The organism is Tateyamaria sp. (assembly GCF_039945315.1).
GTDB lineage: Bacteria > Pseudomonadota > Alphaproteobacteria > Rhodobacterales > Rhodobacteraceae > Tateyamaria.
Window position 1 is genome coordinate 176,466 of record NZ_JBDUXB010000038.1, and the last position, 23,011, is coordinate 199,476.

Annotated in this window: 27 protein-coding genes and 1 pseudogene; 7 read left to right on the top strand and 21 right to left on the bottom strand. The window is 56.3% G+C overall.

Annotated features, from left to right (window positions below):
• Positions 1-162: 162 nt before the first annotated feature.
• Positions 163-1,422, top strand: a complete 1,260-nt coding sequence (locus ABJD00_RS12445) for a TAXI family TRAP transporter solute-binding subunit (RefSeq protein WP_413833500.1) — start codon at positions 163-165, stop codon at positions 1,420-1,422.
• A gap of 109 nt (positions 1,423-1,531) precedes the next feature.
• Here the strand turns inward: ABJD00_RS12445 and rpmE are convergent, their stop codons facing one another.
• The 10 genes from rpmE to ABJD00_RS12495 all read right to left on the bottom strand — a co-directional run bounded on the left by rpmE (position 1,532) and on the right by ABJD00_RS12495 (position 9,213).
• The gene (rpmE, locus tag ABJD00_RS12450) at positions 1,532-1,753 is read right to left on the bottom strand and encodes a 50S ribosomal protein L31 (RefSeq protein WP_108836092.1); all 222 of its coding nucleotides are present in this window, start codon (positions 1,751-1,753) and stop codon (positions 1,532-1,534) included.
• Positions 1,750-2,136: a 50S ribosomal protein L19 gene (rplS, locus tag ABJD00_RS12455; RefSeq protein WP_108836093.1), complete on the bottom strand. Its 387-nt coding sequence runs from the start codon at positions 2,134-2,136 to the stop codon at positions 1,750-1,752. The genes rpmE and rplS overlap by 4 nt, the downstream gene beginning before the upstream one ends.
• 300 nt (positions 2,137-2,436) lie before the next feature.
• Positions 2,437-2,598, bottom strand: coding sequence for a hypothetical protein (locus tag ABJD00_RS12460; RefSeq protein WP_413833502.1), 162 nt, complete (start codon positions 2,596-2,598; stop codon positions 2,437-2,439).
• Between the two features lie 337 nt (positions 2,599-2,935).
• Entirely contained in the window at positions 2,936-3,724 is a 789-nt protein-coding gene (trmD, locus tag ABJD00_RS12465) for a tRNA (guanosine(37)-N1)-methyltransferase TrmD (protein WP_413833504.1), read from the bottom strand.
• A gap of 120 nt (positions 3,725-3,844) precedes the next feature.
• A complete protein-coding gene (rimM, locus tag ABJD00_RS12470; RefSeq protein ID WP_413833506.1) occupies positions 3,845-4,351 on the bottom strand; it encodes a ribosome maturation factor RimM in 507 nt (168 codons plus the stop codon).
• A complete protein-coding gene (locus tag ABJD00_RS12475) occupies positions 4,344-4,481 on the bottom strand; it encodes a hypothetical protein (RefSeq protein ID WP_413833508.1) in 138 nt (45 codons plus the stop codon). Before ABJD00_RS12475 ends, rimM begins: the two co-directional genes overlap by 8 nt.
• Before the next feature lie 583 nt (positions 4,482-5,064).
• On the bottom strand, positions 5,065-6,087 hold the full coding sequence (gene choV, locus ABJD00_RS12480; RefSeq protein WP_413833510.1) for a choline ABC transporter ATP-binding protein: 1,023 nt from the start codon (positions 6,085-6,087) through the stop codon (positions 5,065-5,067).
• Positions 6,087-6,917, bottom strand: coding sequence for a choline ABC transporter permease subunit (choW, locus tag ABJD00_RS12485; RefSeq protein ID WP_413833512.1), 831 nt, complete (start codon positions 6,915-6,917; stop codon positions 6,087-6,089). Before choW ends, choV begins: the two co-directional genes overlap by 1 nt.
• 15 nt (positions 6,918-6,932) lie before the next feature.
• The gene (choX, locus tag ABJD00_RS12490) at positions 6,933-7,859 is read right to left on the bottom strand and encodes a choline ABC transporter substrate-binding protein (protein ID WP_413833514.1); all 927 of its coding nucleotides are present in this window, start codon (positions 7,857-7,859) and stop codon (positions 6,933-6,935) included.
• A gap of 562 nt (positions 7,860-8,421) precedes the next feature.
• Positions 8,422-9,213, bottom strand: a complete 792-nt coding sequence (locus tag ABJD00_RS12495; protein ID WP_413833516.1) for a formate/nitrite transporter family protein — start codon at positions 9,211-9,213, stop codon at positions 8,422-8,424.
• 213 nt (positions 9,214-9,426) lie between these two features.
• On the opposite strand from ABJD00_RS12495, the gene ABJD00_RS12500 reads away from it, so the two are divergent.
• From ABJD00_RS12500 to ABJD00_RS12515, 4 genes are all read left to right on the top strand, one after another.
• Positions 9,427-9,858 (top strand): Hsp20/alpha crystallin family protein, encoded by a 432-nt coding sequence (locus ABJD00_RS12500; RefSeq protein WP_413833518.1) that lies wholly within the window; start codon positions 9,427-9,429, stop codon positions 9,856-9,858.
• 73 nt (positions 9,859-9,931) lie between these two features.
• Positions 9,932-10,843, top strand: coding sequence for a DnaJ C-terminal domain-containing protein (locus tag ABJD00_RS12505; RefSeq protein ID WP_413833520.1), 912 nt, complete (start codon positions 9,932-9,934; stop codon positions 10,841-10,843).
• Positions 10,844-10,846: 3 nt separating this feature from the next.
• A complete protein-coding gene (locus ABJD00_RS12510) occupies positions 10,847-11,146 on the top strand; it encodes a chaperone modulator CbpM (RefSeq protein ID WP_413833522.1) in 300 nt (99 codons plus the stop codon).
• A gap of 393 nt (positions 11,147-11,539) precedes the next feature.
• A complete protein-coding gene (locus tag ABJD00_RS12515; protein WP_413833524.1) occupies positions 11,540-13,174 on the top strand; it encodes a hypothetical protein in 1,635 nt (544 codons plus the stop codon).
• An 8-nt stretch (positions 13,175-13,182) separates the two neighbouring features.
• Here the strand turns inward: ABJD00_RS12515 and ABJD00_RS12520 are convergent, their stop codons facing one another.
• From ABJD00_RS12520 to ffh, 9 genes and pseudogenes are all read right to left on the bottom strand, one after another.
• Positions 13,183-14,775: a trypsin-like peptidase domain-containing protein gene (locus ABJD00_RS12520; protein WP_413833526.1), complete on the bottom strand. Its 1,593-nt coding sequence runs from the start codon at positions 14,773-14,775 to the stop codon at positions 13,183-13,185.
• Positions 14,776-15,155: 380 nt separating this feature from the next.
• Positions 15,156-15,695 (bottom strand): annotated as a pseudogene (locus ABJD00_RS12525) (IS30 family transposase); the annotation flags it as partial.
• A 458-nt stretch (positions 15,696-16,153) separates the two neighbouring features.
• Positions 16,154-16,570, bottom strand: a complete 417-nt coding sequence (gene rpsP / locus ABJD00_RS12530) for a 30S ribosomal protein S16 (protein WP_413833528.1) — start codon at positions 16,568-16,570, stop codon at positions 16,154-16,156.
• A 50-nt stretch (positions 16,571-16,620) separates the two neighbouring features.
• Complete coding sequence (locus ABJD00_RS12535; protein ID WP_413833530.1) at positions 16,621-16,935, bottom strand: chorismate mutase; 315 nt, start codon at positions 16,933-16,935, stop codon at positions 16,621-16,623.
• Positions 16,928-17,530 (bottom strand): GNAT family N-acetyltransferase, encoded by a 603-nt coding sequence (locus ABJD00_RS12540; RefSeq protein WP_413833532.1) that lies wholly within the window; start codon positions 17,528-17,530, stop codon positions 16,928-16,930. The genes ABJD00_RS12535 and ABJD00_RS12540 overlap by 8 nt, the downstream gene beginning before the upstream one ends.
• Complete coding sequence (locus ABJD00_RS12545) at positions 17,527-18,057, bottom strand: GNAT family N-acetyltransferase (RefSeq protein ID WP_413833534.1); 531 nt, start codon at positions 18,055-18,057, stop codon at positions 17,527-17,529. The genes ABJD00_RS12540 and ABJD00_RS12545 overlap by 4 nt, the downstream gene beginning before the upstream one ends.
• A complete protein-coding gene (locus tag ABJD00_RS12550; protein WP_413833536.1) occupies positions 18,054-18,569 on the bottom strand; it encodes a GNAT family N-acetyltransferase in 516 nt (171 codons plus the stop codon). The genes ABJD00_RS12545 and ABJD00_RS12550 overlap by 4 nt, the downstream gene beginning before the upstream one ends.
• Complete coding sequence (locus tag ABJD00_RS12555; protein WP_413833538.1) at positions 18,566-18,898, bottom strand: NIPSNAP family protein; 333 nt, start codon at positions 18,896-18,898, stop codon at positions 18,566-18,568. Before ABJD00_RS12555 ends, ABJD00_RS12550 begins: the two co-directional genes overlap by 4 nt.
• A complete protein-coding gene (ffh, locus tag ABJD00_RS12560) occupies positions 18,895-20,388 on the bottom strand; it encodes a signal recognition particle protein (RefSeq protein WP_413833540.1) in 1,494 nt (497 codons plus the stop codon). The genes ABJD00_RS12555 and ffh overlap by 4 nt, the downstream gene beginning before the upstream one ends.
• A 341-nt stretch (positions 20,389-20,729) precedes the next feature.
• Between ffh and ABJD00_RS12565 the strand changes: the two genes are divergently transcribed.
• Positions 20,730-21,143 (top strand): hypothetical protein, encoded by a 414-nt coding sequence (locus ABJD00_RS12565; RefSeq protein WP_413833542.1) that lies wholly within the window; start codon positions 20,730-20,732, stop codon positions 21,141-21,143.
• Between the two features lie 103 nt (positions 21,144-21,246).
• Positions 21,247-21,615, top strand: a complete 369-nt coding sequence (locus ABJD00_RS12570; protein ID WP_413833544.1) for a hypothetical protein — start codon at positions 21,247-21,249, stop codon at positions 21,613-21,615.
• Positions 21,616-21,789: 174 nt separating this feature from the next.
• Here ABJD00_RS12570 and ABJD00_RS12575 read toward each other — a convergent pair whose 3' ends face one another.
• Both ABJD00_RS12575 and ABJD00_RS12580 read right to left on the bottom strand, forming a co-directional pair.
• Positions 21,790-22,257, bottom strand: a complete 468-nt coding sequence (locus ABJD00_RS12575; RefSeq protein WP_413833546.1) for a hypothetical protein — start codon at positions 22,255-22,257, stop codon at positions 21,790-21,792.
• Between the two features lie 135 nt (positions 22,258-22,392).
• Positions 22,393-22,965 (bottom strand): FMN-dependent NADH-azoreductase, encoded by a 573-nt coding sequence (locus ABJD00_RS12580; RefSeq protein WP_413833548.1) that lies wholly within the window; start codon positions 22,963-22,965, stop codon positions 22,393-22,395.
• Positions 22,966-23,011: the final 46 nt, after the last annotated feature.

Here is a 23,011-nt window from a genome sequence, read left to right on the forward strand (position 1 = left end):
CTCGAATTCTAAACTGGGGATTTGGGCGGCGATATTTGCGTGGTAAATTGCACTGATGTGATGATTCAGCCACTGAGCCGCGCTTCCCGACATCCGAATTTGACAAAAGACCGTTTTCGACCACAAACTTGTCTTTGATTTTCAAAGGGCAAGTCAAAAACCATGCGCATATTTCTGGCTCTTGTCGTTCCGGTTTTAATTGTTCTGCTTGTTATTTTTTCAATCAATAGCCTTACACCACCTGAAAGCATCCGACTGGCCGCCGGATCAAAGGGCGGGGGCTATTGGCAAGTTGGTCTAAGATATCAGTCCAAACTCGCGCGCGATGACATAAGGGTTGAACTGGTCGAGACTGCCGGATCGATCGAGAATATCCAGAGGTTGGTCGATGGTAATGTCGACGTCGCCTTTGTGCAGGGCGGGCTTGATCTGCCAAGTGACCATGATCTGCAGTCACTAGGCGCGATTTTTCCGGAGCCCTTGGTTATTTTTCGTCATATCTCGGCTGATGTGGGACGCTATCCAGGCGATTGGAAAGACCTGAGACTGGCAGCAGGACAAGTTGGGTCAGGGACGCGCGCGGCGGCAATTGCGCTTATTGAGGCCGCTGGAATGCAAAATGCCGGGATCGAACTGGTCGAAAAAGGTGGTACGGAGTCTATTGCGGCACTGCGGGTAGGGGAGGCAGACGCTGCATTATTTGTGGCGCCCCTTGATGCACCATACCTCAAAGAGGCGTTACTCGACCCCCAATTGGAACTTGTCCAATTGGCTTTGGTGGATGCGATTTCCTTCAATTTCACCAGCGCCCATTCGGCCGTGGTGCCCGCCGGGGCAGCGACGTTGGACCCTCCCATCCCGGCAGAAGACGTGAAAATCCTGACTCTGACCGCTTCGATGATTGCCCCGAGCGATCTGCACCCGGCGGTCATTGATCGACTGGTGCACGCTGCCAACAAGCTGCACGCGGATCGCACCGTTTTGCAGGAGGCCAAGGAATTCCCCAATACGAATTCGCCCCCCGCCGCGATGAATGACGTGGCATGGCACATGATTACGTCCGGCACGAACGTGCTGCATGACTTTTTTCCGTTTTGGATTGCTGCCCAGTTTGGCAGAGTTTTGCTGCTTCTTTTGCCTTTGTTGTTCCTTGCCCCGTTATTGCGTGTCGTTCCGTCGGGATATGTGTGGTTTCAAAATCGTCGGGTGTGGCGCCATTACCAGCGGATATCTGCATTGGAAGTTGAGATGCTCAACGCCTCTGACATTGATGAAGTGGATGTCATTGCCAAAAAGCTGGACGAAGTTGCTGAAACTCTGGCTAGTCTGAAGCTGCCCCTAGCCTACCGCCAAAAAGCTTATGATGCGCGATTGCACATTGATCTCATTCGGACAGAGATCGAGCGTCGTCGGGCCGCGTAACTGACCCTTCTTTTTGTGTCGATGGCGCTGCCGTCACGTGAAATGGTCCCCGCCACGAAAAAGGCCGCCCCATCTGGAGCGGCCTTTTGATCTTGCGTGGCAAGTGGCTTTAGAAGCCCAGACCTGCGTACTTGTTCTTGAACTTGGAAACACGGCCGCCGGTGTCCATCAGGCGGGATGTGCCGCCTGTCCATGCTGGGTGCACGGAGGGGTCGATGTCGAGCGACAGTTGGTCGCCTTCTTTGCCCCATGTGGATTTCATTTCCACAATCGTACCGTCGGTCATTTTGACGTTGATCATGTGGTAGTCGGGATGCGTATCGGCCTTCATGCCTTGGCTCCTTCGGACTTGGGTTTGTAGTTGGACACTTCTGCGATACGGGCGGATTTACCGCGGCGCGAACGCAGGTAGTAAAGCTTGGCGCGACGCACGCGCCCGCGGCGAACCACGGTGATGCTATCGATGTTTGTCGAGTAGAGGGGGAACACACGTTCCACGCCCTCGCCAAAGGAGATCTTGCGCACGGTGAACGAGCCGGCGATGCCGTGGCCGTTGTTGCGTGCGATGCAGACGCCTTCGTAGTTCTGAACCCGGGTACGTGTACCCTCGGTCACTTTAAAGCCGACGCGGATGGTGTCTCCGGCTTTGAAATCGGGGATGTCTTTCCCCAGGGCGGCAATTTGCTCCGCCTCGATCTGTGCGATCACGTCCATTGACGTAACTCCTATATGTGCGCGTGGTTCGTGCCACGGCGTTTGTGTGCGATCTGAGAGCTCTTTGGTCTTCACCGGGTCCGCATTCGCGCCCGCCAGAGGTCAGGTCATCATTCGTTCATCTCATACCCGCCCTACAGCTTGGATGGACCGAAGAAGGCCCCACAGCAAAACAGGTCCGGTCGGATTAGCCCCGAGTCGGAATGGGCGACGTATAGGGGCAGCCAAGGTGGCAATCAAGGGTGTAAATATGCACTCAGCACGCACGCTTTCGCGTTTTATGGCCAGTGCGATGGGCCGTTAGGCTTGCGAAAAGAAGGCCGCGATTTCTGTGTCGCCTTCGTTGTCGTAAATCTTGGCAAAGCGTTGTGGTAGCGCCTTGCGGAAGATCGACAGGGGAATGTTGGCCTCGGACATTAGGTGGTCCATTGCATTGGTCGGCTGCTGCAATGTGGGCGACATGGAGCAGTCAGAAATTGATGTGGGTGAGATTTGTTTAGGCTGTGGCTGTCGTCGTGCGGGCGCGGGTGCCCGCTTTGTATGCTGAGGGGCGAAGCGAGTGAACTTTTTGTCACCGGCTGTCGCGCCGATGTGAGCCACGTCCGTCGTTTCAAACCGCGTGAACCGGGCCTGAGTGTCGCTAGACACTCGGTGTGCCGAAGTGTTCCCCAACGCAGAAAACAGTTTTCTCATATCATTTTTCCCGACCTCGTTGAATCGAAGGTGGTGCTGAATTATGGCATAAGTTAGCCGCTGGGGTGAAAACTTCGACGCAAATTTGTACAAAATCCCAAACTTGTTATGGCTTTTTGTACTTTTGCCACAAATCAGGGCGACGCTCCTGCGTCAGTTTTTCGGACATCTCCTCCCGCCAGCATGCAACTTTACCGTGATTTCCGGACATCAAAACCTCCGGGATCTCTCGTCCCTCCCATAGGGAGGGCTTGGTGTACTGCGGGTGTTCGAGAAGGCCTGAGGAATGGCTTTCCTCGGTTGCGCTTTCGGCGTTGCCCAGCACGCCCGGCAACAGGCGGACAGTGGCGTCCAGCATGGCCTGTGCAGCGATCTCTCCTCCCGTCATCACAAAGTCGCCCAAGGACACTTCAGTCACACCCCAGTGTTCCAGCACCCGTTCATCTACCCCTTCGAAGCGACCGCAAAGCATCGTGACCCCGTCGCAGCGCGCCAGATCGCGTGCCATCTCCTGATCAAAGGGCCGCCCACGTGGCGACATATAAAGGATGGGCCAGCGTCCGCGTGCGTGCCTTTGGGCCTCGGACAATGCCGCGCTTACAACATCCGCGCGCAGCACCATGCCTGCCCCGCCACCCGCAGGTGTGTCATCGACGTTGCGATGTTTGCCCACCCCATGCGCGCGCAGGTCGTGGGTCTGAAGCTGCCATTTGCCGTCTTGCAACGCCTTGCCCGTTAGCGAAGCTCCCAGCACGCCGGGGAAGGTTTCAGGGAAAAGGGTCACAATCCTTGCTTGCCAAGTATCGACGAGGTCCGGCGCTTCGTCCATCAAAGATGATGGTTGGAGCGTCGGGCGGATGGCTTTGCGTCCGTGGGATTTGGTGGGTGATGTCATGGGACCGTCGCTCAGTTGCACGCAATGGATATGCGCCGTTTGGACGGGAGAGTTCAAGCAAGACGTGCCTTTAGGCCTTTGTGTCGAGGCTCTGTAGAAGATCGGGTTCTTTGTCGGTTCTTAGAACAGCCCTTCGGGTGGGTCAGCAACAATGCGACCTGCGCCAAGGTCGACGGTGGGCACAATGGCCTGAGTGAAAGGGACAAGCACTGTCGTGCTTTCGCCCGGCAACTGGACTTCGAGCAGATCGCCTGCGCCATGGTTTTGCACGGACTTGACCCGGCCCAGTTCCACACCGCCAGTATCAAAGACGGAGAGCCCGGTGAGATCGGAGTAATAAAACTCGTCATCTGGCAGGGTCGGCAACTGGTCGCGGCGCGCAAACAACTGCGTGCCCTTTAGCGCGTCGGCCTGCTCCTTGGTCCCGACCTCGGTGATCCGCGCAACAAAGCCTTTTTTCATTGGTCTGATCAGGGCGAGGGTGAAGCTGCGCATGCCGTCTTCTGTCGTAAGCGGGTTGTAGTTTTCGATGTCGTATGGGTCGGCGCAGAAGGATTTTATACGCGCCTCGCCTGCGACTCCGTAGGAGCCGCTGATCGCGCCCACACAGATCAAATCGTCACTCATTCCAACACACTCCGTCTCGCAAAATGCCGCCCGCCTCTGCACAGGCATCGCCCGCCTGATCGCGTTCAAACAGCAGGCCCGCCGCGAAGGCGAGCAGTATCAGGATGGGGGTGCGGATCAGGCCGAACATGTGTCCCTTTCAAGGAGCGGCGGACCCATGCATTTGCGCCGGAGCGAGTGGGATTGTCCAGAGTGGGCTTGAAGGGGGGGTAGGGCGGCCCTTCCGGTTTTGCGGGGCGGAGGTCGGGACAGAATGAGGCCGGACAGCGCAACGTTTGGTGCCCGATTTTCGGAACAGCCTCAAATCGAAGGGTTGACGCCATAAAACACGGGGTTTGGGCGATGCACAAACCGTACACGGCGCATGCACAAGGTGTGCACCGCCTGTACACGGGTTGTCGAGATAACGCGGCGTGCGGTGATGTTTGTTAAGAAAGGGTGAATTGGGGCTGTGTGCGGGCGAAGCGGGCTCAGGTTGTCCTTATTATTGGCTACTCCCAGTCCTGAGCCGGCATTGACCCTCGGCACTTTGGCAACCCTTTTGCGGACAAAGCAGCCGTTCGCCCTTGTTTGCACCAGTGAACGCCATGCGGACGAACCGGCCACTGGCCGTTGACATACCAATGGCGGCTTTTGATCGGGTTGATAAGCCGCAACAAGGATCGTGGGCTGATCTTTACGTTTTGTCATCCGGAGCGCCCTCGTCTTGACACTTAGCTGCGTGGATCGCGGAGTTTTGCTAGTATGAGGTCGGTAGAAATCTGTCCAATCATGGTTTCGCCTTCCATGACGCCAATCATCGCCCCGTCTTCGCCGATCTGGCCCATCACATCGCGGATGCTCGTCTCGGGGGGGACGGTCGTTGTAGGTGTCTGGGTCACAGGCTCCATGACATCGCGTGCGCATAGCACGCCGAGTGGGTTCATATGAGCAACGAAATCGCCAACATAGCCGTTAACCGGGTTGGTATATATGTCTTGAGGCGTGCCGCATTGTACGATCCGCCCGCCCTCCATTATTGCGATACGGTTGCCCAGTTTGAAAGCTTCGTCCAGATCATGAGACACGAAGATGATCGTACGCCCGCGCTTGGCTTGCAGCTCCAGCAATTCGTCTTGCAGCCGGGTGCGGATAAGGGGGTCCAGAGCAGAGAATGGTTCGTCCATCAACAGGATCGGCGCATCCGTGGCAAAGGCACGCGCAAGCCCAACTCTTTGCTGCATCCCGCCAGAGAGTTCCCCAACCAGCGCGTCGGCACGGTCCAGCAGGCCGACGCCGTCCAACTCCTCGTCGACACGGGCGCGGCGCGCAGAGGCAGATTGGCCACCCAGCTCTAACCCCAGCCCAACGTTGTCACGCACGGTTCGCCAAGGCAGCAGGCCAAATTGCTGGAAAACCATCGCAACGGTACGCAGGCGCAGGTCTCGCAGTGCCTGGCGGTTGGCCGCAGAGACACTCGTCATCTCGTCGCCGGTCCTGACCCGTACTTCTCCGCGGACCACAGGATTCAACCCATTCACGGCCCGCAGCAATGTAGACTTGCCAGAGCCGGACAGGCCCATCAGCACCAGAATCTCGCCTTCTTCCACAACGAGAGAGCAGTTGTGCACTCCTAGAATCTGGTTACAGGCGGCTCTTATTTCAGCCCTTTCTTGCCCGGCGTCCATCAGGGGTAACGCACTGGCGGGGTGATCGCCAAAGACGATGCTCACGTTATCAAATTCGACGGCGTTCATTATCTTTTCACCCGCAGCATGCGGTCGAGCATGATCGCGACTGCGACGATGACAAAGCCAGACTCAAAACCCAAGCCGGGATCATTGCGCCCAAGCGCCTGCACTACAGGTTTGCCAAGCCCATCTGCACCGACATAGGCGGCAATGACAACCATCGACAGGGACAGCATAATCACCTGATTCAAGCCGGCCATAATCTGCGGCACTGCATAGGGCAGTTCGACCTTCCAGAGCAGTTGGGTCGGGGTTGCTCCAAAAGCTTCAGCGGCCTCTGTAAGTGCTGTAGGCGTTTTGGAAACGCCAAGGTATGTCAGTCGGATTGGGGCAGGGATAACGAAGATCACCGTTGCAAACAGGCCCGGCACCATGCCTAGGCCGAAAAAGACGATCGCAGGTATCAGGTAGACGAAAGTGGGCAGCGTTTGCATCAGGTCCAAAACAGGGCTGACGAACTGATAAGCGCGGGGGCGATGCGCGAGGAATATGCCGATCGGAACGCCCAGTCCCATGCAAACCACACAGGAGGACAGCACGAGCGCAAGGCTATCGGTCGTTTCCTCCCAATATCCCTGGTTGATGATGAAAAGCAGGCACAACGTGACCAGAAGGCAGACCTTCCACGAGCGCTGCAACACCCAGGTCAAAGCGACAAACAGTAAAACGATGAAGAAGGCTGGCGGCGACTGCAATGCCCAGACAATGCCGTCGATCATCCACTCTAAACCGTCGGAGAGTGTGTCAAAGAACGGGCGCGCATTGGACTTGAGCCAATCCACGATGGCCTCTGATATGTCGTCCATCGGGATTCTATATGATTCTAACCAGTCCATGCGCGCCCGTTACTTTTAGTTGCTCAACGCGGCCTTAACGGCACTGGCAGCATCGCCGCCATCCAGCGTTGTTACTCCTTCGACCCACGCCATCCATGTATCGGTATTGGCGGCCAGCCACGCTTTGGCGGCATCCTCTGGATCAACACCATCATTTAGGATTGCGCCCATAATCTCATTCTCCAACGCGAGCGTGAATTCGAGGTTCATCAACAGCTTGCCAACATTCGGGCATTCGCTGACGTAACCGGCCCGCGTATTTGTTGCAACTGTCGCACCACCCAAGTCGGGGCCAAAGAAATCATCTCCACCGGGCAAGTAGGTCAGGTCAAAGTTTGCGTTCATCGGATGCGGTTCCCAGCCAAGAAAGACGATGGGTTCTTCGCGATCAACAGCGCGTTCAACTTGGGCCAACATGCCTTGTTCGGACGACTCAACAACTTCAAAATCCGAAAGGCCGAAAACATCGCCGTCGATCATGTCTTGGATGAGACGGTTGCCGTCATTGCCTGCTTCAATCCCGTAGATCTTACCCTCAAGGGCGTCAGCAGCGGTCGCAATTGAGGCGAAATCCGTGATTCCTGCGGCAACACCAGCGGCATTGGTGGCAAGCGTGTACTTGGCGCCTGTCAGGTTTGTACGCACAGTATCTACAGTGCCAGCTTCGCGGTAAGTGGCGATATCGCCTTCCATTGTCGGCATCCAGTTGCCAAGGAAGATATCAATGTCACCCTCTGCCATGGAAGCATAGGTCACAGGCACGGACAGAATATCGGTCGATGCGTCATACCCCAGTGCTCCGAGTACGATGGATGTCGCGGCGGTGGTCGCCGTGATGTCTGTCCATCCGACATCCGAAAAGCGGACCTCTTCACAGGCGGCAAATGCTGTGTTCGCGGTTGTGATCAACGCGAGCGTGGAAATCGTAGTTCGGAATTTCATTGAAATCTCCCTTTCTCTTGAACTGCCTCATTGACTGAGTTGCATCAGTTTAAGCAGTTCGACAGCCCAGCGTCACGCGCTTTCGGCAAGGCAGGCTGCTCCGGGGCGAAATCCCGGCCTTGGTTTTGTCGATCTCCCTTTATCGGACATTCGCTGCAAGGCAACAAACCGGCGCAATGGGCTCAGTGCGGTTGTAGCAGGCCTCGTAGTCCAACGACTGCTTCAAACAGCCGAATATCCGAGCATCGGGCCACGCCGCTGAAAGCGTTGAATTTTCTGTGTTTCGGGAAGGGCTGTTTACGGAGCGCAGTCCAAGCTTAGAGCGAAATTCGCTCTAACAACCGGTTTTTTTGGGAAAAGCACGCTATAGAAGTTTGGCCATGAACTTACTAAGGCACTCTCCAGTGTGAGCTATTCTGCCAGGTCCCAAACAGTCTTTTGGCTGCAAATCCGTTTGATGCGAGGCATTCGATTATTCTCCGCTCCCGGCCGCAAATTCTCTAACCACGGTCCACAACTTTCCGTCGGATCGATTTTTGGAATCAACAAACCGCTGGGTCGATTAACTCAAATCCGCTTTAGCGCCGAGATATGCAAAGCGGTAGGCCAGTGCGACACCCAGACCGCCACCGACTACGTTACCGATTGTGACCCAAAGCACATTGAACAGAGCAGCGCTCATCGGAAGTGTTCCACCCGCAGCCCAAGCCTGTGGGAAGAAGTACATATTCGCAACTGAGTGCTCGAGGCCCATCAGAACGAATGCTGAAATTGGCCAAAGAATGGCGAGGATTTTGCCTGCAGCAGTGCGCGCAGCGCATGCAAGCCAAATTGCAAGGCACACGAGTGCGTTACAGAGTATGCCTCTCACGAACGCCTCGGATAATGAAAGTGCGCCCTTTGCGTCGGCGATACTCACTGCCGTCTCACCCATCGGTCGGTCCAATATCCCCGACAGACCAAAACACAAGGCGAGCACCGCCGCACCTATCAGGTTCCCGAGATAAACGACCACCCAATTGCGAACCAAACGCCTGACAGAGATGCGTTTGTCGACAGCGGCCATGACCATCAGAGCATTGCCCGTAAAAAGCTCCGCGCCCCCGACAACAACCAGTATCAAGCCGAGAGCGAAGACAATACCGCCCAATAGTCTTGCGGGGCCATAGCTCGGGTCCACTCCTGTCATGACCATGGTGTATGCGGCGGCTCCGAAACCGATAAAAACTCCTGCAAGGCCGGCAAGTACCAGCATCTGCGCTGCGGGCAGTTTCGCTTTGTTGACACCCGCGACTTCAATCAGTTCCGCTATATGTGCCGGAGTATGAGCGTCCAGAAACGAAGTATTTTTCAATCTATCACCCTGCAATTGGCCCTACCTGTCAGCTTACCGGAATTCGACCTTGTCCAGCTTTGATCAGGGTCAATTCGTTGCGTTGAAAAATCGCCTATAGTTGACAAAGCCGATACCTTGAGTGGGACCAAAAGATGTTGCGTGCAGACTTTTGGGAGAAGCAACACCAGCACAGCATCGGTTCGAGCCATGTCATGAAAATAGGAGGATTTAATGGTTGAGAAGAACGCAGAATATGGCCGCTGGCCTTCGCTTTACGACCCCTTGTTTGAACCACTGCGAACCTTGGGGCATCGGGTCGCGGATTGGCTGAAGCCAGCCAGTGCCGCATCGAGTAATGATGACGTTTATACCATTAGCATGGAGCTTCCGGGCGTATCGGAAAGCGACGTAGACCTTTCGGTTCACAACGGATCTCTGGTCATCAGAGGCGAAAAGAAAACTGAAAGCGAACAGAAGGGCGACACTTGGTATTTCAGCGAACGGCAGTACGGAGCCTTCAGCAGAAGTTTCCAATTGCCTGAGGATGCTGATGGGGGGAAAGCCCAGGCATCCATGAAAGACGGAGTCCTCGAAGTGACTGTCCCGAGACTGGTTCTTGAAGAGAAGAACAAGTCGCAAAAGATCGCGATCTCAAAATTTTGACCCACGTCGTGGCCGGGGGCTCGCGCTGCGAGCATCCCGGCCAGTAAGGCACAATATCAAAAGAAGGTAGCTGATGGCACAAGCGACCCACTACGACACTCTGGGCGTATCGCGCACGGCAAGCAACGATGAGATCAAACGTGCGTTTCGCAAGCTGGCGCGCAAATACCATCCTGATGTTGCGAAAGGTCCAGAGGCCGAAGCAACGTTCAAAAAGGTCAATGAAGCATATGATGTTCTGAAGGACCCAGAAAAGCGTGCAGCCTATGACGCGCCGGAACCGCAGCCCGACTTCTCTTCGTCGCCCAATTGGGAGGGAGGCTTTGGGTTCTCGCATCCGGGGGCTGGAGACATGCGTGATTTCGAAGAAATCCTGCGCAACCTTCAGGGAGCCCACCGCCACACTTCAAATGCTGGGAATAACAGGAGGTTTGCGGATCAACATGCCCGCATAAATGTGCCGCTGGACGCGGCATACACCGGAGCTACCCGCAAGCTGACACTGCAAGTGCCACACATCACGCAGAACGGCGAAGTCGTCATCACAGAGCGTGACATCGAAGTTCGGATTCCGAAGGGTATTTTAGAAGGGCAGAACATCCGCCTGCGCGGTGAAGGTATCAAGGCGTCTGATGCCATCGGAGACCTGTTTCTGGAAGTCCATTTCGAGCCGCATCCGGTCTATCGCCCCGAAGGCAGAGACTTGTACCTGGAGCTGCCGGTTACACCTTGGGAAGCCGCGCTGGGGCATAAAATTGTATTGCCAACGCCAGACGGAAAGGTCGATCTGAAGATCCCTAAAAACGCGCGCAATGGCCAGAAACTCCGGCTCAAAGGAAAGGGGCTGCCATCTTCGCCCCCAGGTGATCTTTACGCCAAACTGCTCATCGTGAACCCGCCAGTCGCCTCGAAAAAAGAGGCCGAACTCTATGAAGCGATGGCGCAGGAGACGGCATTTAATCCACGCCGCGCAATGGGAGGATAGGGAATGAAAAAAGCACGCGCTAACAGCGAATTACTCGACTGCCTGACATCGGTCGAACTTTGCCGCTTTTGCAATGTGAATGAAGCTTGGGTGATCGAGCTTGTCGAGCACGGTGTGCTTGATCCCAGAGGCAACTCCTTTGAGGAATGGAACTTTTACGGCATAAACATCGTCAGGGCAAAGAAAGCACGTCGATTGCAACGCGATCTGGGATTGAACACCCCGGGCATTGCGATGGTGCTAGATCTGTTGGAGGAACGCGAGGAATTGATGCGCGAACTCATGAAAGCGGAAACGGTTTAAGGTTTAGCATGTGCCGGAGTTCAGAAGCTTCCACGGGTACGGTGTCCGCAAGCGGGTCAGAGTGGTGCAGAATCACAGATGCTGTGACGCACCGCTATCTGAGGCACCACCGCCTGCTTCAAAGTGATGAACATGGAACAGTCTGGCAGACACTTTGGAATTGCAACCGCAGCACACTGCCCGACACCCAGGTCGCTGGACTGACGTGTTTGCAAAACTTATCAAGGAAAACCCTGCTGTACATGGGCATATCGACAACTGTTTTGACAGTTGTTTCGCTCTCCGTGTTGGCGGCTCCACTCTTGCTCGTTTTTACCGGTGCTTCCCCAATCGCAGAGCGAGGTTTAAGCAGGTTCTTACTCTTTGCTGCAGGTTCTATCATGACCAAGGAATATGACAGCCATCCCTACTGAGAACGGCAATTCAGAGAATGAACACGGTTGGCTGACCGTTTGGTGGCAGGTTACCTTCTTGGATCTGGCCAAACAGATGCGCTGGTCTTACCTGCCGCCATTGATGGTGTATTTCGCTGCTGGTGTTTCCGGCCTGACATCAGTCGTTGGCGCCTTCTTTCTCAAGGAATATCTGGACCTTTCTGCTTCCTTTGTTGCCGGATTGGCCTTCTGGGCGGGGTTGCCGTGGATACTGAAGATGCCGATGGGACATGTGGTCGACCTGTTCTGGCGGTGGAAGGCTCTTCTGATCCTGCTTGGGGCATCTTTGATTACGGGATCCTTGCTCATAATGTATGCGCTGGTCTCGGCGCCTGGGCAGATGGACGACATAATGCCATTGGCGACTTGGTACGTGGTTGCCTTGATGTTGGCACCGTCCGGATACGCCATCCAAGACGTGGTCGCCGACGCCATGACAGTCGAGGCGGTGCCACAGAAAGATGAGAACGGCCAACCGTACAGCGAAGAAGACGCACGCGCACTGCATACCACGATGCAAACTCTCGGGCGCATTGCTATTATTTCGGGGTTTGCAAGTGTGGCTGCTGTTAACATCTGGGTGTTTTCTGGCACCGAAGATATCAGCGACGCAGCGCGTCTGGGGCTTTACGGAAACGTATATCTAACCGCGCTTATCATTCCCGTCCTGTCATTGAGCGGTACGGTCCTGCACGCGGTGATCCAGCGGCGACAAAGGTCACGTGGGCAGACACTGCAAGGCCCAGAGGTCGAAACGGAAGTCAGTTGGCCGATCCTGGGTGGTGGGTTGGCCTTCGTAATTTTCAGCATCCTGCTCGGCACCAGCTCCTTTGACTACGCACAGGAAGCGATTTTTTCGGTGTCGTTCATCATCATCGCCTATCTCATTGCCCAACTGATGAAGGAATTGCCAACTGCAAAGGCAAATGTACTGATTGGGACAGCCATCATTATCTTCGTTTTTCGGGCTGTGCCTTTGCCCGGTCCAGGGCTTACTTGGTTCGAGATTGATGAGTTGGGCTTTGACGAACAGTTCCTCGCCATCTTGGCCTTTATCACATCGCTTCTCGCCCTGATCGGGTTGATCGTTCTTCGGCCGTTGATGGCCCGCAAGTCCATTGCTTATGTCGTGTTTGTTCTGACGCTCGCTGCAGGGGTTTTATCGCTCCCCAACCTCGCGCTCTATTACGGAGTGCACGAATGGACAGCTGCGCACACAGGGGGGGTCGTGGACGCAAGGTTCATTGCAATTCTCGATACCGCCATCGAGTCGCCTCTTGGCCAGGTCGCCATGGTGCCGATGCTGGCCTGGATCGCGCGAAACGCACCGCCGCACCTGAAAGCTACTTTTTTCGCCGTCATGGCCTCTTTTACCAATATGGCGTTATCCGCCAGCAGTCTTGGCTCGAAATACCTCAACGAGGTCTTTGTCATCACCCGATCCTCTGTTGATCCGGCAACCGGAGAGGTTCTGTCGATCGCAGATTACAGCCAGTTGGGACAACTGCTGATCACAGTGGGGAGTCTCACGGTAGCATTGCCGCTGATCACCATCTTCGTTGCCCAGCAGTCACGCCTGCGCACCAAGGAATAGGCTTCGTTCTATTTGTTGGTGGCATCGTTTAAGAGCTGGTCCAGATGCGCGACCGGCACCCCTATGTTTGATCCACCGAAGTTTGGCAGGATGGCGGCGTTTACAGCCACCACATGGCCATGCCGGTTCAATGCCGGGCCGCCGCTGCCGCCTACGGTGGTCTCAGCATCGTAAGTGACTGCACCCATACTCACCTGGGCAACGATCCCTTGGCTCGCAAGCGGATTGATGAGGTTCTGCTTGGACAGTTGGCTTGCGATGATCCAAAAATCGACTTCGCCCTCTGTGCGGATTGAGCTGATAAAGTCATTTCCAGCTTGGGCAAGAAGCGCTTTTAATCCGGTTGGATAGCCCAAAAGGTAAATTTCCTCTCCAACGCGGGTCGGACTGTCTGACAGGGAAAGCCCACGCCCTTCTATGTGAGACGGTGCAATGGACAAAACCGCAAGATCCGCAGTTTCGCTATGACCAACCAGTTCTGCCTCGATTGGACCTGTGATCCCCGGGAAATAAACGACCAACCTGAGCATTTCAGGTACGAGGCCGGATGCCTCAAACGCTTGGGCCTGTTCCTTGCTCGTCCAAGGTAAGGCAACGTGTCTGTTGGTCACGATGTGCTGACCGTTCATCAAAAGAAAGCCTGTGCCGGTGAACTGAAACTCGCCAGGCATTCCATTGCCGAAAGGGTCGAGCCTGGGCTGCCCAAATGGTGTTCTGAGCAGGCGTCCGTCTGGACTTAGCACCTGCTTCAACATCTCACCGCTTTCAACATGCCTCAGACCAAAGGCGCCTTGAACGAATGCAACGGAAGGAACTGACGCTGCGATAACGCGCGCGGCTGCGTCTGAGCGTTCTTCAAGAACTCCAAGCCGGCTCGTGTTTCGCTCTAGGCGACTCTCAAGCGTCTGCTGTAGTGCAACCAAGTCATCCTCCGACAGTGCATTGTCACGGGTCTGCGCAAGCATGATTGTAACAGCTTCGATGCGGTGCGCGTCACGTTCCAACGCCTGCTGTATCTGCTGGTCGCTTCGGTAAAGATAAATCCCAAATGCAGTGATCAAGCATAGGACAATGATGACCGAAAGCCGGAAGTAGTAAGTCGTTTGCACAGCAGCTCGCCGGAAGCTCTCGCCCACAGCGAACGATATGCGGCGAGGCAACGGACGCCTGCTGCTACGTGCATAGGTCCAGGCATCGCTGACAATTTCGTCGATGGGCCATCTTTTGGGAAATGCCTGCTCACACAAACGAAAACGCGCCATCGGTCCATGCGCATCGAATTCGATCATGTCGCCATGCATCAGGTGAACTGCGTCTATTCGGTGCCCGTTTACCCAAACAGATTTGCCACCAACCCCCTCGATTGAATAGGTATCACGATCCCACTTCAGGACTGCCAACAGGTCCAGATCATCTGCTTGCGTTGTGCCTGTGTTGATATGCAATACTCTGTCAGAGCCGACTAAGGTCGACAAAACATCGCTGGAAAGCCAGTATGTTTTTCCCTTGGATGGGCCGGTTAAACCTTCCAGAAAAGCTCGCGCCACATTCTCATCTGGCGCCGTTTTTGAGCTTTCCGATTGTGCGTACGACCGGTTCATGTTCGGTCTCTAAATCTCTGATAGAGTGCAGTCCATGATACCGAGCGTCCCGGCTACGGTCCACACAATTTTGGTTTCGGGCCGTCGAAGGCGGGCGCAAAAACCGTACAGAAATTTGATGGCGGAGTAGAACATTGCAGTGCCCCAGATAATGCAGGGTCACTTCTTATCGCTCAGGACTGCTGGCAATGGAGAACCCTGTACTTGCCTGAATTTTTTCTTTTGACAATTTCAACCGTCATCCCGTCATCCCGTCATCCCGTCATCCCGCCATCCCGCCAAATGCGTTTCGTGGCGTAGCTTGGCTATAAACAGCCAGACTAAATCGCTCGAACAGGGACATGCAGTTGTTGATTGAACGTCCGCTTTGGGCTGCCGTTTCAACCGATCGCCGCAACACATTCATGGAACGTCTCTGCTGGTGAGAAGTAATGCAACGTCTTTCTCGGCCGCTCGTTGAGTTCACTAGCAACTGCGTCGAGATGTTCCTGGCTGTGCACTGAGAGGTCGGTGCCCTTTGGGAAGTACTGGCGCAGGAGACGGTTGGTTTTCTCGTTGGTGCCGCGTTGCCACGGGCTGTGCGGGTCGCAGAAGTAGATGTCGAGATCGGTGGCCAGTACCAGGTTCTTGTGATCGGCAAGCTCTTTGCCGCGGTCCCAGGTCAGCGTCTGGCGAAGCTCTCTCGGCAGATGTTGGATTTGTGCGGTCAGCGCAGCCACGACAGTCTGCGTTTCTTTCCCGCCCACCTTCACGAGCATGACATAGCGCGTGCGCCGCTCCACCAGCGTCGCGATGAAGCTGGTGTTTGAGCCGGCGATCAGGTCACCTTCCCAGTGGCCGGGAATGGCGCGGTCTTCGACAGCGGCCGGGCGTTCCCGGATCGAGATCGCATCCTTGATTTGACCGAGCCCATCCCGCTTCAGGCTGCCGTTGTCAACGCCCGCTGTGATCGCCGCCGCTCTGGTGGCCGTATACCACCCGTTCTCGCAAGCAGGGGATAGATCGACGACGAGCCTCGATCAAACAACCGACCGATTAAGCTCATCGATTCCCCGCGCTGCCAGCAATCCCAAATCTCTGCCTTCTGTTTCTCCGTAAAACAAATCCGACGACGATAAGCCATGCCAACACTCCATCCTTGTTTCCAAAGTGAAGTGTTGCGTCGATCCGTTGAGTCCGCCGGACTAAGCGGCCATTCGACGAAAGTTTGCAAAGTCCGCTTCCAGCGCATTCCAGCTGCTCGACGACGTGCAGCATATTCAGAAATGGGCTTAAACCTGCCCTTTGGCCCGTCAGCCTGCCACGTGGTGCAGGCCAAAGAAAAGCCCGCCCCCGTGACTGACAGGGGCGGGCCTTTTGGTCAGAGCTGCGCTGCGCCTTACTCGGCTGCGGCTTCTTCCGCTGGAGCCTCTTCGGCAGGGGCTTCTTCGGCTGGTGCTGCTGCGGCTTCGGCGGCTGCGGCAACCTTGGCGGCTTTCTCTTCTGCGCGCTCTTGTGCTTTTTTACCGGGCTCACCCTTTTTGAGATTCGCGCGCTCTTTCTTCTCCATTACGCCTGCGGCTTCGAGCATGCGGGCGATACGGTCTGTGGGCTGTGCGCCTTCACCAAGCCAGTACTGAACGCGCTCGATGTTCATCTTCACGCGCTCTTCGTTGTCTTTGGCGAGCAGCGGGTTATACGTGCCCAGCTTTTCGATGTAGCGGCCGTCGCGTGGCATGCGGCTGTCCGCGGCAACGATACGGTAGAAGGGGCGCTTTTTGGAGCCGCCGCGGGCGAGACGAATTTTCATAGCCATGGTTTTATTTCCTTTTGGTTTGTTAGGGTTGGTGCGTGTGAACACGCACCTTACGTTTGGTGTTTCTGGTGTTTCTGGTGTTTCTGGTGATGCTGAATGACTTCAGCGATGATGAAGTTCAGGAACTTCTTGGCAAATTCGGGGTCGAGATTGGCCTCTTTTGCCAAAGCTTCGAGCCGTGCAATCTGGTCTGCCTCGCGGGCAGGATCGCTTGGTGGAAGGTCGTGTGCTGCCTTGAGTTTCCCCACGGCTTTCGTGTGTTTGAACCGCTCGCCCAGCGTATAAACCAGGATCGCATCGAGGCGGTCGATGCTGCTGCGGTGTTCGGCCAGCACTTCGGCGGCCTTGGAGACGACGTCAGTCAAGAGCCCATCCTTTCGGCTTGAATTGAGGATCGGCGTAGTGCCCGATTTCCATTTCGATCCCATGGGCCAGTTGCGTGTCATCAAGCTGGGCCGGGGACGGGTGACGATATACGGCGTCCGAACCGTCAATGCTGGGGGCATCGGCGTCTTTTTTCGCGCCAAGCCGTTCAGCCAGCCGGACGCTGTCGAGGTTCTTTGGATCCAGATAGCTGACAGCGGTGTCCCAGCCATTTGCGTAGTAGTATTTGCGCACGGCATGTGTCGCTTCGAGCGCAAAGCCTTTGCCCGCCTTGTCTGGCCAGATGATCCACGCGATTTCACGTTCGGGCCAACCAGCGGGCTGCCAGCCACCGGCCATGCCATAAGTTTCGTCTGTGTCTTTGTCGTGGATCATCCACATTCCAAAGCCCCGGATGTCCCAGTGCCCCATTTCGGCGGCATAAAGCATCCAGGCTTCATACGTGTTCAGCGGCCCGCCCATGAAGCGGGATCGGTAGGACGCAAAGGTCGCCTTGAAGTTCGGGTAGTCTTCGGCCACGGGTCCGCGCAAGGAAAGTCGCCCGGTTTCGATGGTTGGGATCAGTTGAGAGCTCATACCAACGCCCCCCTGTGGTGGCGATAAACGTAGCAAGGGTCTTCGGGTTTGGTTGGGAGCGCATCTGTGTCCAGTGTCGCACCAAGCCGTTTGGCCAGGGCAACAGACGCGTCGTTACCATGGTCGATATAGCTGACGATCGTGTCCCATTTCAGAGTGTCCCACGCATGGGCAATGCAGGCCTTTGCCGCCTCAAATGCGATGCCCTGACCTTCGCTTGCCGGATCGAACAGGACCCAGCCGACTTCCCGCTCGGGCCACGTGCGGGGATACCAGTGCCCGACAATGCCCAGTGGCGTGTCATCTCCGTGGCGGGTGACTGTGAACATCCCGAAACCGCGCATCATCCAATGCCCGAATTCCGTGCCAAAGAAGTTCCAGGCCTGCCGCTCCGTCATCGGGCCGCCTACGAACTGGGAACGCTTGCTAGCAAAGAACGCGATGAAGGCATCCGCGTCCTGCGGCTGTGGCGCACGCAGGGTCAGACGCTCGGTCTGCAATGTTGGGGTGCCGGTCAAACTGATCATGCCAGCGCCTCAGGACCGGGATGGCGGTAGACGCCCATCGCGCCGTAAACGGGGTGTTGGTAATCTTCCTCGCGTTGGGCACCCATCGAAATAGCCACCCCGACCGAGGCGTCATTCCCATGCGCGATCATGCTGACCACGGTGGTCCATCCCAACGTGTCATAGGCATGCGCTCGCGCCGCTTTACCCGCCTCGACGGCATAGCCTTTGCCGGTGCCGGACCAGATGTACCAGCCCACTTCGGCTTCGGGCCAGTCCAGCGGGTTGTGCAGGCCAACAAGCCCTATGGGCGCTTCATCGTCGCGCAGTGTCACGATCCAGCGTCCGTAACCGCGCATGCTCCAATGACCGATTACCTGACACAGGTAACGCCATGTCTCGGCCTCGGTCATCGGCCCGCCGACAAAGCTCGCAGCCTCACTTGCATAAAACGCGACAAATGCGGGTACGTCCTCTGCACATGGTGCGCGCAGGGTGAGCCTCTCAGTGTTTATGGTGGGGATGTCGATCACAGGCCGAGCTCTTGGACTGTTGCGCCATCAAGAACCGGGCGGGTGAAGGTACGATCAAAGCTGAGAATGCAGCCGGTGTCTTTTGCATGCGCATAGGCGCGCTGGCACTCGGCGTCCTGCGCCATTTCTGTGCGGTAGATCTCGTAGGCTGCGAGCGACGGGAAAGAGAACATGGCCCATGCCTTGTTGTTGGCCCCTTCCGAAGGCAGGAAATAGCCGTGATGCGTTCCGCCCATCGCATTGACGAGATGAATCCACGCCTTTGCGTAGACTTCGAACGCATCGACCTTGGCCGGGTCGATCACATATGTGATGAGCGCCGTGATCACTTTTTCTTTCCAAAACCAGAGAGGCCAGGGGGCAGGCCCATGCCGCCGCCCAAACCGGGCATCTTGCCGCCAAGTTGCTTGGCAGCCGCTTCAAGCTGTTTGGGGTCCATATCGGCAGGCATCCCGCCGGGCATGCCACCTTTGCCACCCATCATGGCTTTCATGGCCTGTTTCATCATGCCGCCTTTGCCCTTGCCGAGCTTTTTCATCATGTCTGACATCTGACGGTGCATTTTGAGAAGCTTGTTGAGGTCAGAGACTTCCATGCCAGACCCGCGCGCAATCCGTTTCTTGCGGGAGGCTTGCAAGATTTGTGGCGCGGCGCGCTCTTTCTTGGTCATGGAGCCGATCATGGCGATCTGCTGTTTCAGGATTTTGTCGTCAAAGCCTGCGTTTTTGACCTGAGCGGCCATTTTACCCATGCCGGGCATCATGCCCATCATGCCTTCCATGCCGCCCATCTTGAGCATCTGTTCGAGCTGCATGCGCAGGTCGTTCATGTTGAACTGACCCTTGGCCATGCGCTTCATCATGCGCTCGGCCTGTTCGGCCTCGATGGTTTCCTGCGCCTTTTCGACGAGGGCCACGATGTCGCCCATGCCGAGGATGCGGCCAGCGATCCGGTCGGGTTCAAACGTCTCAAGCGCGTCCATCTTTTCGCCAAGGCCGACGAATTTGATTGGCTTGCCGGTGACCGCGCGCATGGACAGGGCCGCACCGCCGCGCCCGTCGCCGTCCATCCGGGTCAGGACCACGCCGGTAATGCCGATGCGCTCGTCAAAGTTTTGCGCGGTGTGCACGGCGTCCTGACCGGTCAGGCCATCGACCACCAGCAGGGTTTCGCGTGGGTTGGCCACGTCGCGGACCTGTTCGACCTGCGTCATCAACTCTTCGTCGATAGAGAGCCGCCCGGCGGTGTCGAGCATATAGACGTCATAACCGCCCATGCTCGCCTGGGTCTTGGCCCGCTTGGCGATCTGGACTGGGTTTTCGCCTTTGACGATGGGCAGGGTGTCGACGCCGATTTGCGTGCCGAGGATGGCAAGTTGTTCCATCGCCGCAGGGCGGTTGACATCCAGCGACGCCATGAGCACGCGCTTGCCGTCGCGGTCGGTGAGGCGCTTGGCGAGTTTGGCGGTGGTTGTCGTTTTACCGCCACCTTGCAGGCCGACCATAAGGATCGGGGCAGGCGGGCTGTCGATGCGCAGGGCACCCGGTTCGCCTTCGCCCGTCAGGGTGTCGATCAACGCGTCGTGCACGATCTTGACGACCTGCTGACCGGGTGTGACCGATTTGGTGACGGCCTGACCGGTCGCTTTGTCTTGCACCGCTTTGACAAAGTCGCGGGCGACAGGCAGCGATACGTCCGCCTCCAGCAATGCCACGCGCACTTCGCGCAAGGCGGTTTTGACATCGTCCTCGGACAGCGCGCCCTGTTTCGTCAGGCGGTCAAAGACACCGGAGAGGCGTTCGGATAGATTTTCAAACATGGGCCATGCTCCTTGTGCGACCGTTGACGTTTGCCTGACAGGTAAGGTCGGGCGGTGATTTTCCGAAGGTAACGGGCAAAACGAAAATCACCCCCGTGGGCGCAACGCGCTGACGGAGGTCGATCCCGGGCCAATCCCAAGGGACCGGAAGTTTGATGCTTCCGGGTATTGCGGGGCGATTACGGTGTTGATGGGTATGAGTCAAGGGCCGTGGAGCCGGCATGTGTTGTCGGCGAGTCCTTGCTAGTCAGGCGTTTGCGGTCTTTCAGCCTTGTCATAACAGGCCTTGATCGCCAGTCTGCTGACCAGTCACCCGCTTGGGTTCAAACTATTTCACATACGTGCTTTTTGAACGCACCAGACAAGGCTTTTGTAAGATGGATTTTACGGAAATGATTAAGCAGAGCGGTAAGGAAACTGCCGCCTTCGCCAAGCGAAACTCCAACAGATATGCGGTGATTTCCGATCTCAGAGCAGCGCGGGATCAGTGTAAGACCGCTGCCGCGGCCGCCATCATCGGGGACTTGCTGTTTCCGCTTGATAAAGAGTTGCGCAGGGAAACGGATGCCTATGACAAGAAAATGTCGGGAATCTGGAAAGCAGCGAAGGGCGAAAAAGTACCTAAAGATGCTCAGAAAAAGCTGGATGACCTGATGAAGAAGTCCGCGGACTCAATGAAATCCAAAACGGGCGACAAACCCAAAATCAACACCAAGCCGGGCGATTTCAAATGGATGGAAATCGAGCGCCCTTAGCCAGTGCGGTGAACGCAGCGCTGTCTAAGCGGATGACCTGTCTTGCCGGACGGTCGCGCCAATGCAGCCGCGTATATTTCAGGTAAATCCGAAGAGGTTAAAAATGAGTTTGAATTACAAAGATCTTATCAAGTCGAGCGCTCAGGAAGCAGCCAGTTTCGCCAAGAAGAACGCGCCTAAGTACAATGTTGCCACTGATTTGCTGGCCGCGAAGAATCTGTGCAAGACCAAAGAGGCACGCGCCATGATCGAGGCGCGGATGTCACCGTTGCAAAAGGAACTGCAAAAGGAACGCGCGGCTTTCGAAAAACGCCTGTCCGGCATCTGGAAGGCCGCTAAGGGCGAAAAGGTGCCCAAAGAAACGCAAAAGGAGCTGGACGGATTCCTGAAGAAATCAGCTGACGGGATTCGGGCCAAGAGCGGGTCCAGATACAAATTAGACAACCTTTTCATAACCAGCTACTCCCTTTGATGCGGGGTTGGGCGTCTCATGTATCCAGTGTTCAAAATGTCGTTGTGAAAAGGAAACACGCAGGTGCCGGATATTATTCAAAATCCAGCGCAAGGTTTTTCTAAACAGGTTGGTATCACGCCCGGGCTGCGCGCGTTGATCGTCGGGGCGAAGGACGAGGTTTAGTGTCCGGCCTTAGGCCGACTCCCGCCGATAGCTGCGCAGCCAATCGTTGATAGCATCCGCCGCCTGCCGCGGACCGTTGCCAGACACATAAGCTTCGACCAGTGGATAGGCCGCAGTCGTGTCATTAAATGTCAGCGTGGCGCGAGCGGTGTCTGAAAATTCCTCGACCTCTGCGCGGCGTACAGTGGCGAGCGGATAAGTAGCACTGCAATACCGCAGCAGCGTGCGCCGTTGAACGGTGGCTGTGCCCGCGCTGGCATCAAAAATCACCTGATCCCGCTTGATGGCCAGAGCAAAGATGCCAAGCGGAACGCCCGCTCCCGCAAGCACCGTGGCAAGTCCAACGATTTCACCTTGTGCGATCAGGGCGAGACCCGCAGCCGCGCAGGCCACGATGCAAACAATCAGCCCTCCGCCCAGCAGCCATGGGGCGTGCGCAAGGATCAATTGTGAGGGCAGGTTGCGCAGAACGGTCATGACCCAATTCTAGGCGCGGACCTCATGGGGCGTCCAGATGACAGCGAGGCATCTTCGTGCCTCACAACGAGAAACCCCCTCTGACTTGGGTCAAAGGGGGCTGAGTGGTGGGCTTTGGTAGAGAAAGCGGGTGACTTAAGCCGCCAGTTTCTGGATATCGGCCTTGGCACCAGCGATGGCCTCTTCGCCTTGCGCCATGACCCGGTCGGCGGCGATGATCTGCACATTCGTAATACCGATAAAGCCGAGCACATGTTTCATGTAGCCAGTGGCAAAGTCGATTTCGCTGCCCACGGGCGTGCCTCCGGTGGCAACTGCCAGAATGACGCGTTTGCCTTCGAGCAGGCCAACTGGGCCGGATTCGCTGTACTTGAAGGTCACACCAGCGCGCGCGACCAGATCGACCCATGCCTTGAGGGCGGCCGGAATGCCAAAGTTGTAGACCGGCACGCCGATCACAATCGTTTCCGCCTCTTTAAGCTCGCCGACCAATTGATCTGATAGGGCCAGCGTGTCGATCTGTGTGGCATCACGCTGATCTGCTGGTGTGAAGTTGGCGTTGACCCAGTTTTCGGTGATCTGGGGCAGTGCTTCGCTCAGATCCCGGCGGATCACGAGGCCTGCGAATTTGCTAACGATCTGGGCAGAAAGGTCGCGGGTCACAGAGCCTTGGAAACGGGCTGAGCTGTCGATGTGCAGGGTGGTCATGTTCTGGTCCTTTTATAGGAGAGGCTTTTGGTGTCTGCCCTTACAA

Coding starts and splice junctions, on each gene's coding strand:
- rimM (WP_413833506.1), bottom strand. CDS start 4,351: ATGAGTGACGATTTGATCTGTGTGGGCGCGATCAGCGGCTCCTACGGA.
- ABJD00_RS12505 (WP_413833520.1), top strand. CDS start 9,932: ATGGCACAAGCGACCCACTACGACACTCTGGGCGTATCGCGCACGGCA.
- ABJD00_RS12445 (WP_413833500.1), top strand. CDS start 163: ATGCGCATATTTCTGGCTCTTGTCGTTCCGGTTTTAATTGTTCTGCTT.
- trmD (WP_413833504.1), bottom strand. CDS start 3,724: ATGACATCACCCACCAAATCCCACGGACGCAAAGCCATCCGCCCGACG.
- rplS (WP_108836093.1), bottom strand. CDS start 2,136: ATGGACGTGATCGCACAGATCGAGGCGGAGCAAATTGCCGCCCTGGGG.
- ABJD00_RS12580 (WP_413833548.1), bottom strand. CDS start 22,965: ATGACCACCCTGCACATCGACAGCTCAGCCCGTTTCCAAGGCTCTGTG.
- rpmE (WP_108836092.1), bottom strand. CDS start 1,753: ATGAAGGCCGATACGCATCCCGACTACCACATGATCAACGTCAAAATG.
- ABJD00_RS12515 (WP_413833524.1), top strand. CDS start 11,540: ATGACAGCCATCCCTACTGAGAACGGCAATTCAGAGAATGAACACGGT.
- choW (WP_413833512.1), bottom strand. CDS start 6,917: ATGGACTGGTTAGAATCATATAGAATCCCGATGGACGACATATCAGAG.
- choX (WP_413833514.1), bottom strand. CDS start 7,859: ATGAAATTCCGAACTACGATTTCCACGCTCGCGTTGATCACAACCGCG.
- ABJD00_RS12540 (WP_413833532.1), bottom strand. CDS start 17,530: ATGAGCTCTCAACTGATCCCAACCATCGAAACCGGGCGACTTTCCTTG.
- ABJD00_RS12500 (WP_413833518.1), top strand. CDS start 9,427: ATGGTTGAGAAGAACGCAGAATATGGCCGCTGGCCTTCGCTTTACGAC.
- ABJD00_RS12575 (WP_413833546.1), bottom strand. CDS start 22,257: ATGACCGTTCTGCGCAACCTGCCCTCACAATTGATCCTTGCGCACGCC.
- ABJD00_RS12520 (WP_413833526.1), bottom strand. CDS start 14,775: ATGAACCGGTCGTACGCACAATCGGAAAGCTCAAAAACGGCGCCAGAT.
- ABJD00_RS12460 (WP_413833502.1), bottom strand. CDS start 2,598: ATGTCGCCCACATTGCAGCAGCCGACCAATGCAATGGACCACCTAATG.
- ffh (WP_413833540.1), bottom strand. CDS start 20,388: ATGTTTGAAAATCTATCCGAACGCCTCTCCGGTGTCTTTGACCGCCTG.
- ABJD00_RS12475 (WP_413833508.1), bottom strand. CDS start 4,481: ATGTTCGGCCTGATCCGCACCCCCATCCTGATACTGCTCGCCTTCGCG.
- ABJD00_RS12545 (WP_413833534.1), bottom strand. CDS start 18,057: ATGATCAGTTTGACCGGCACCCCAACATTGCAGACCGAGCGTCTGACC.
- choV (WP_413833510.1), bottom strand. CDS start 6,087: ATGAACGCCGTCGAATTTGATAACGTGAGCATCGTCTTTGGCGATCAC.
- ABJD00_RS12510 (WP_413833522.1), top strand. CDS start 10,847: ATGAAAAAAGCACGCGCTAACAGCGAATTACTCGACTGCCTGACATCG.
- rpsP (WP_413833528.1), bottom strand. CDS start 16,570: ATGGCTATGAAAATTCGTCTCGCCCGCGGCGGCTCCAAAAAGCGCCCC.
- ABJD00_RS12570 (WP_413833544.1), top strand. CDS start 21,247: ATGAGTTTGAATTACAAAGATCTTATCAAGTCGAGCGCTCAGGAAGCA.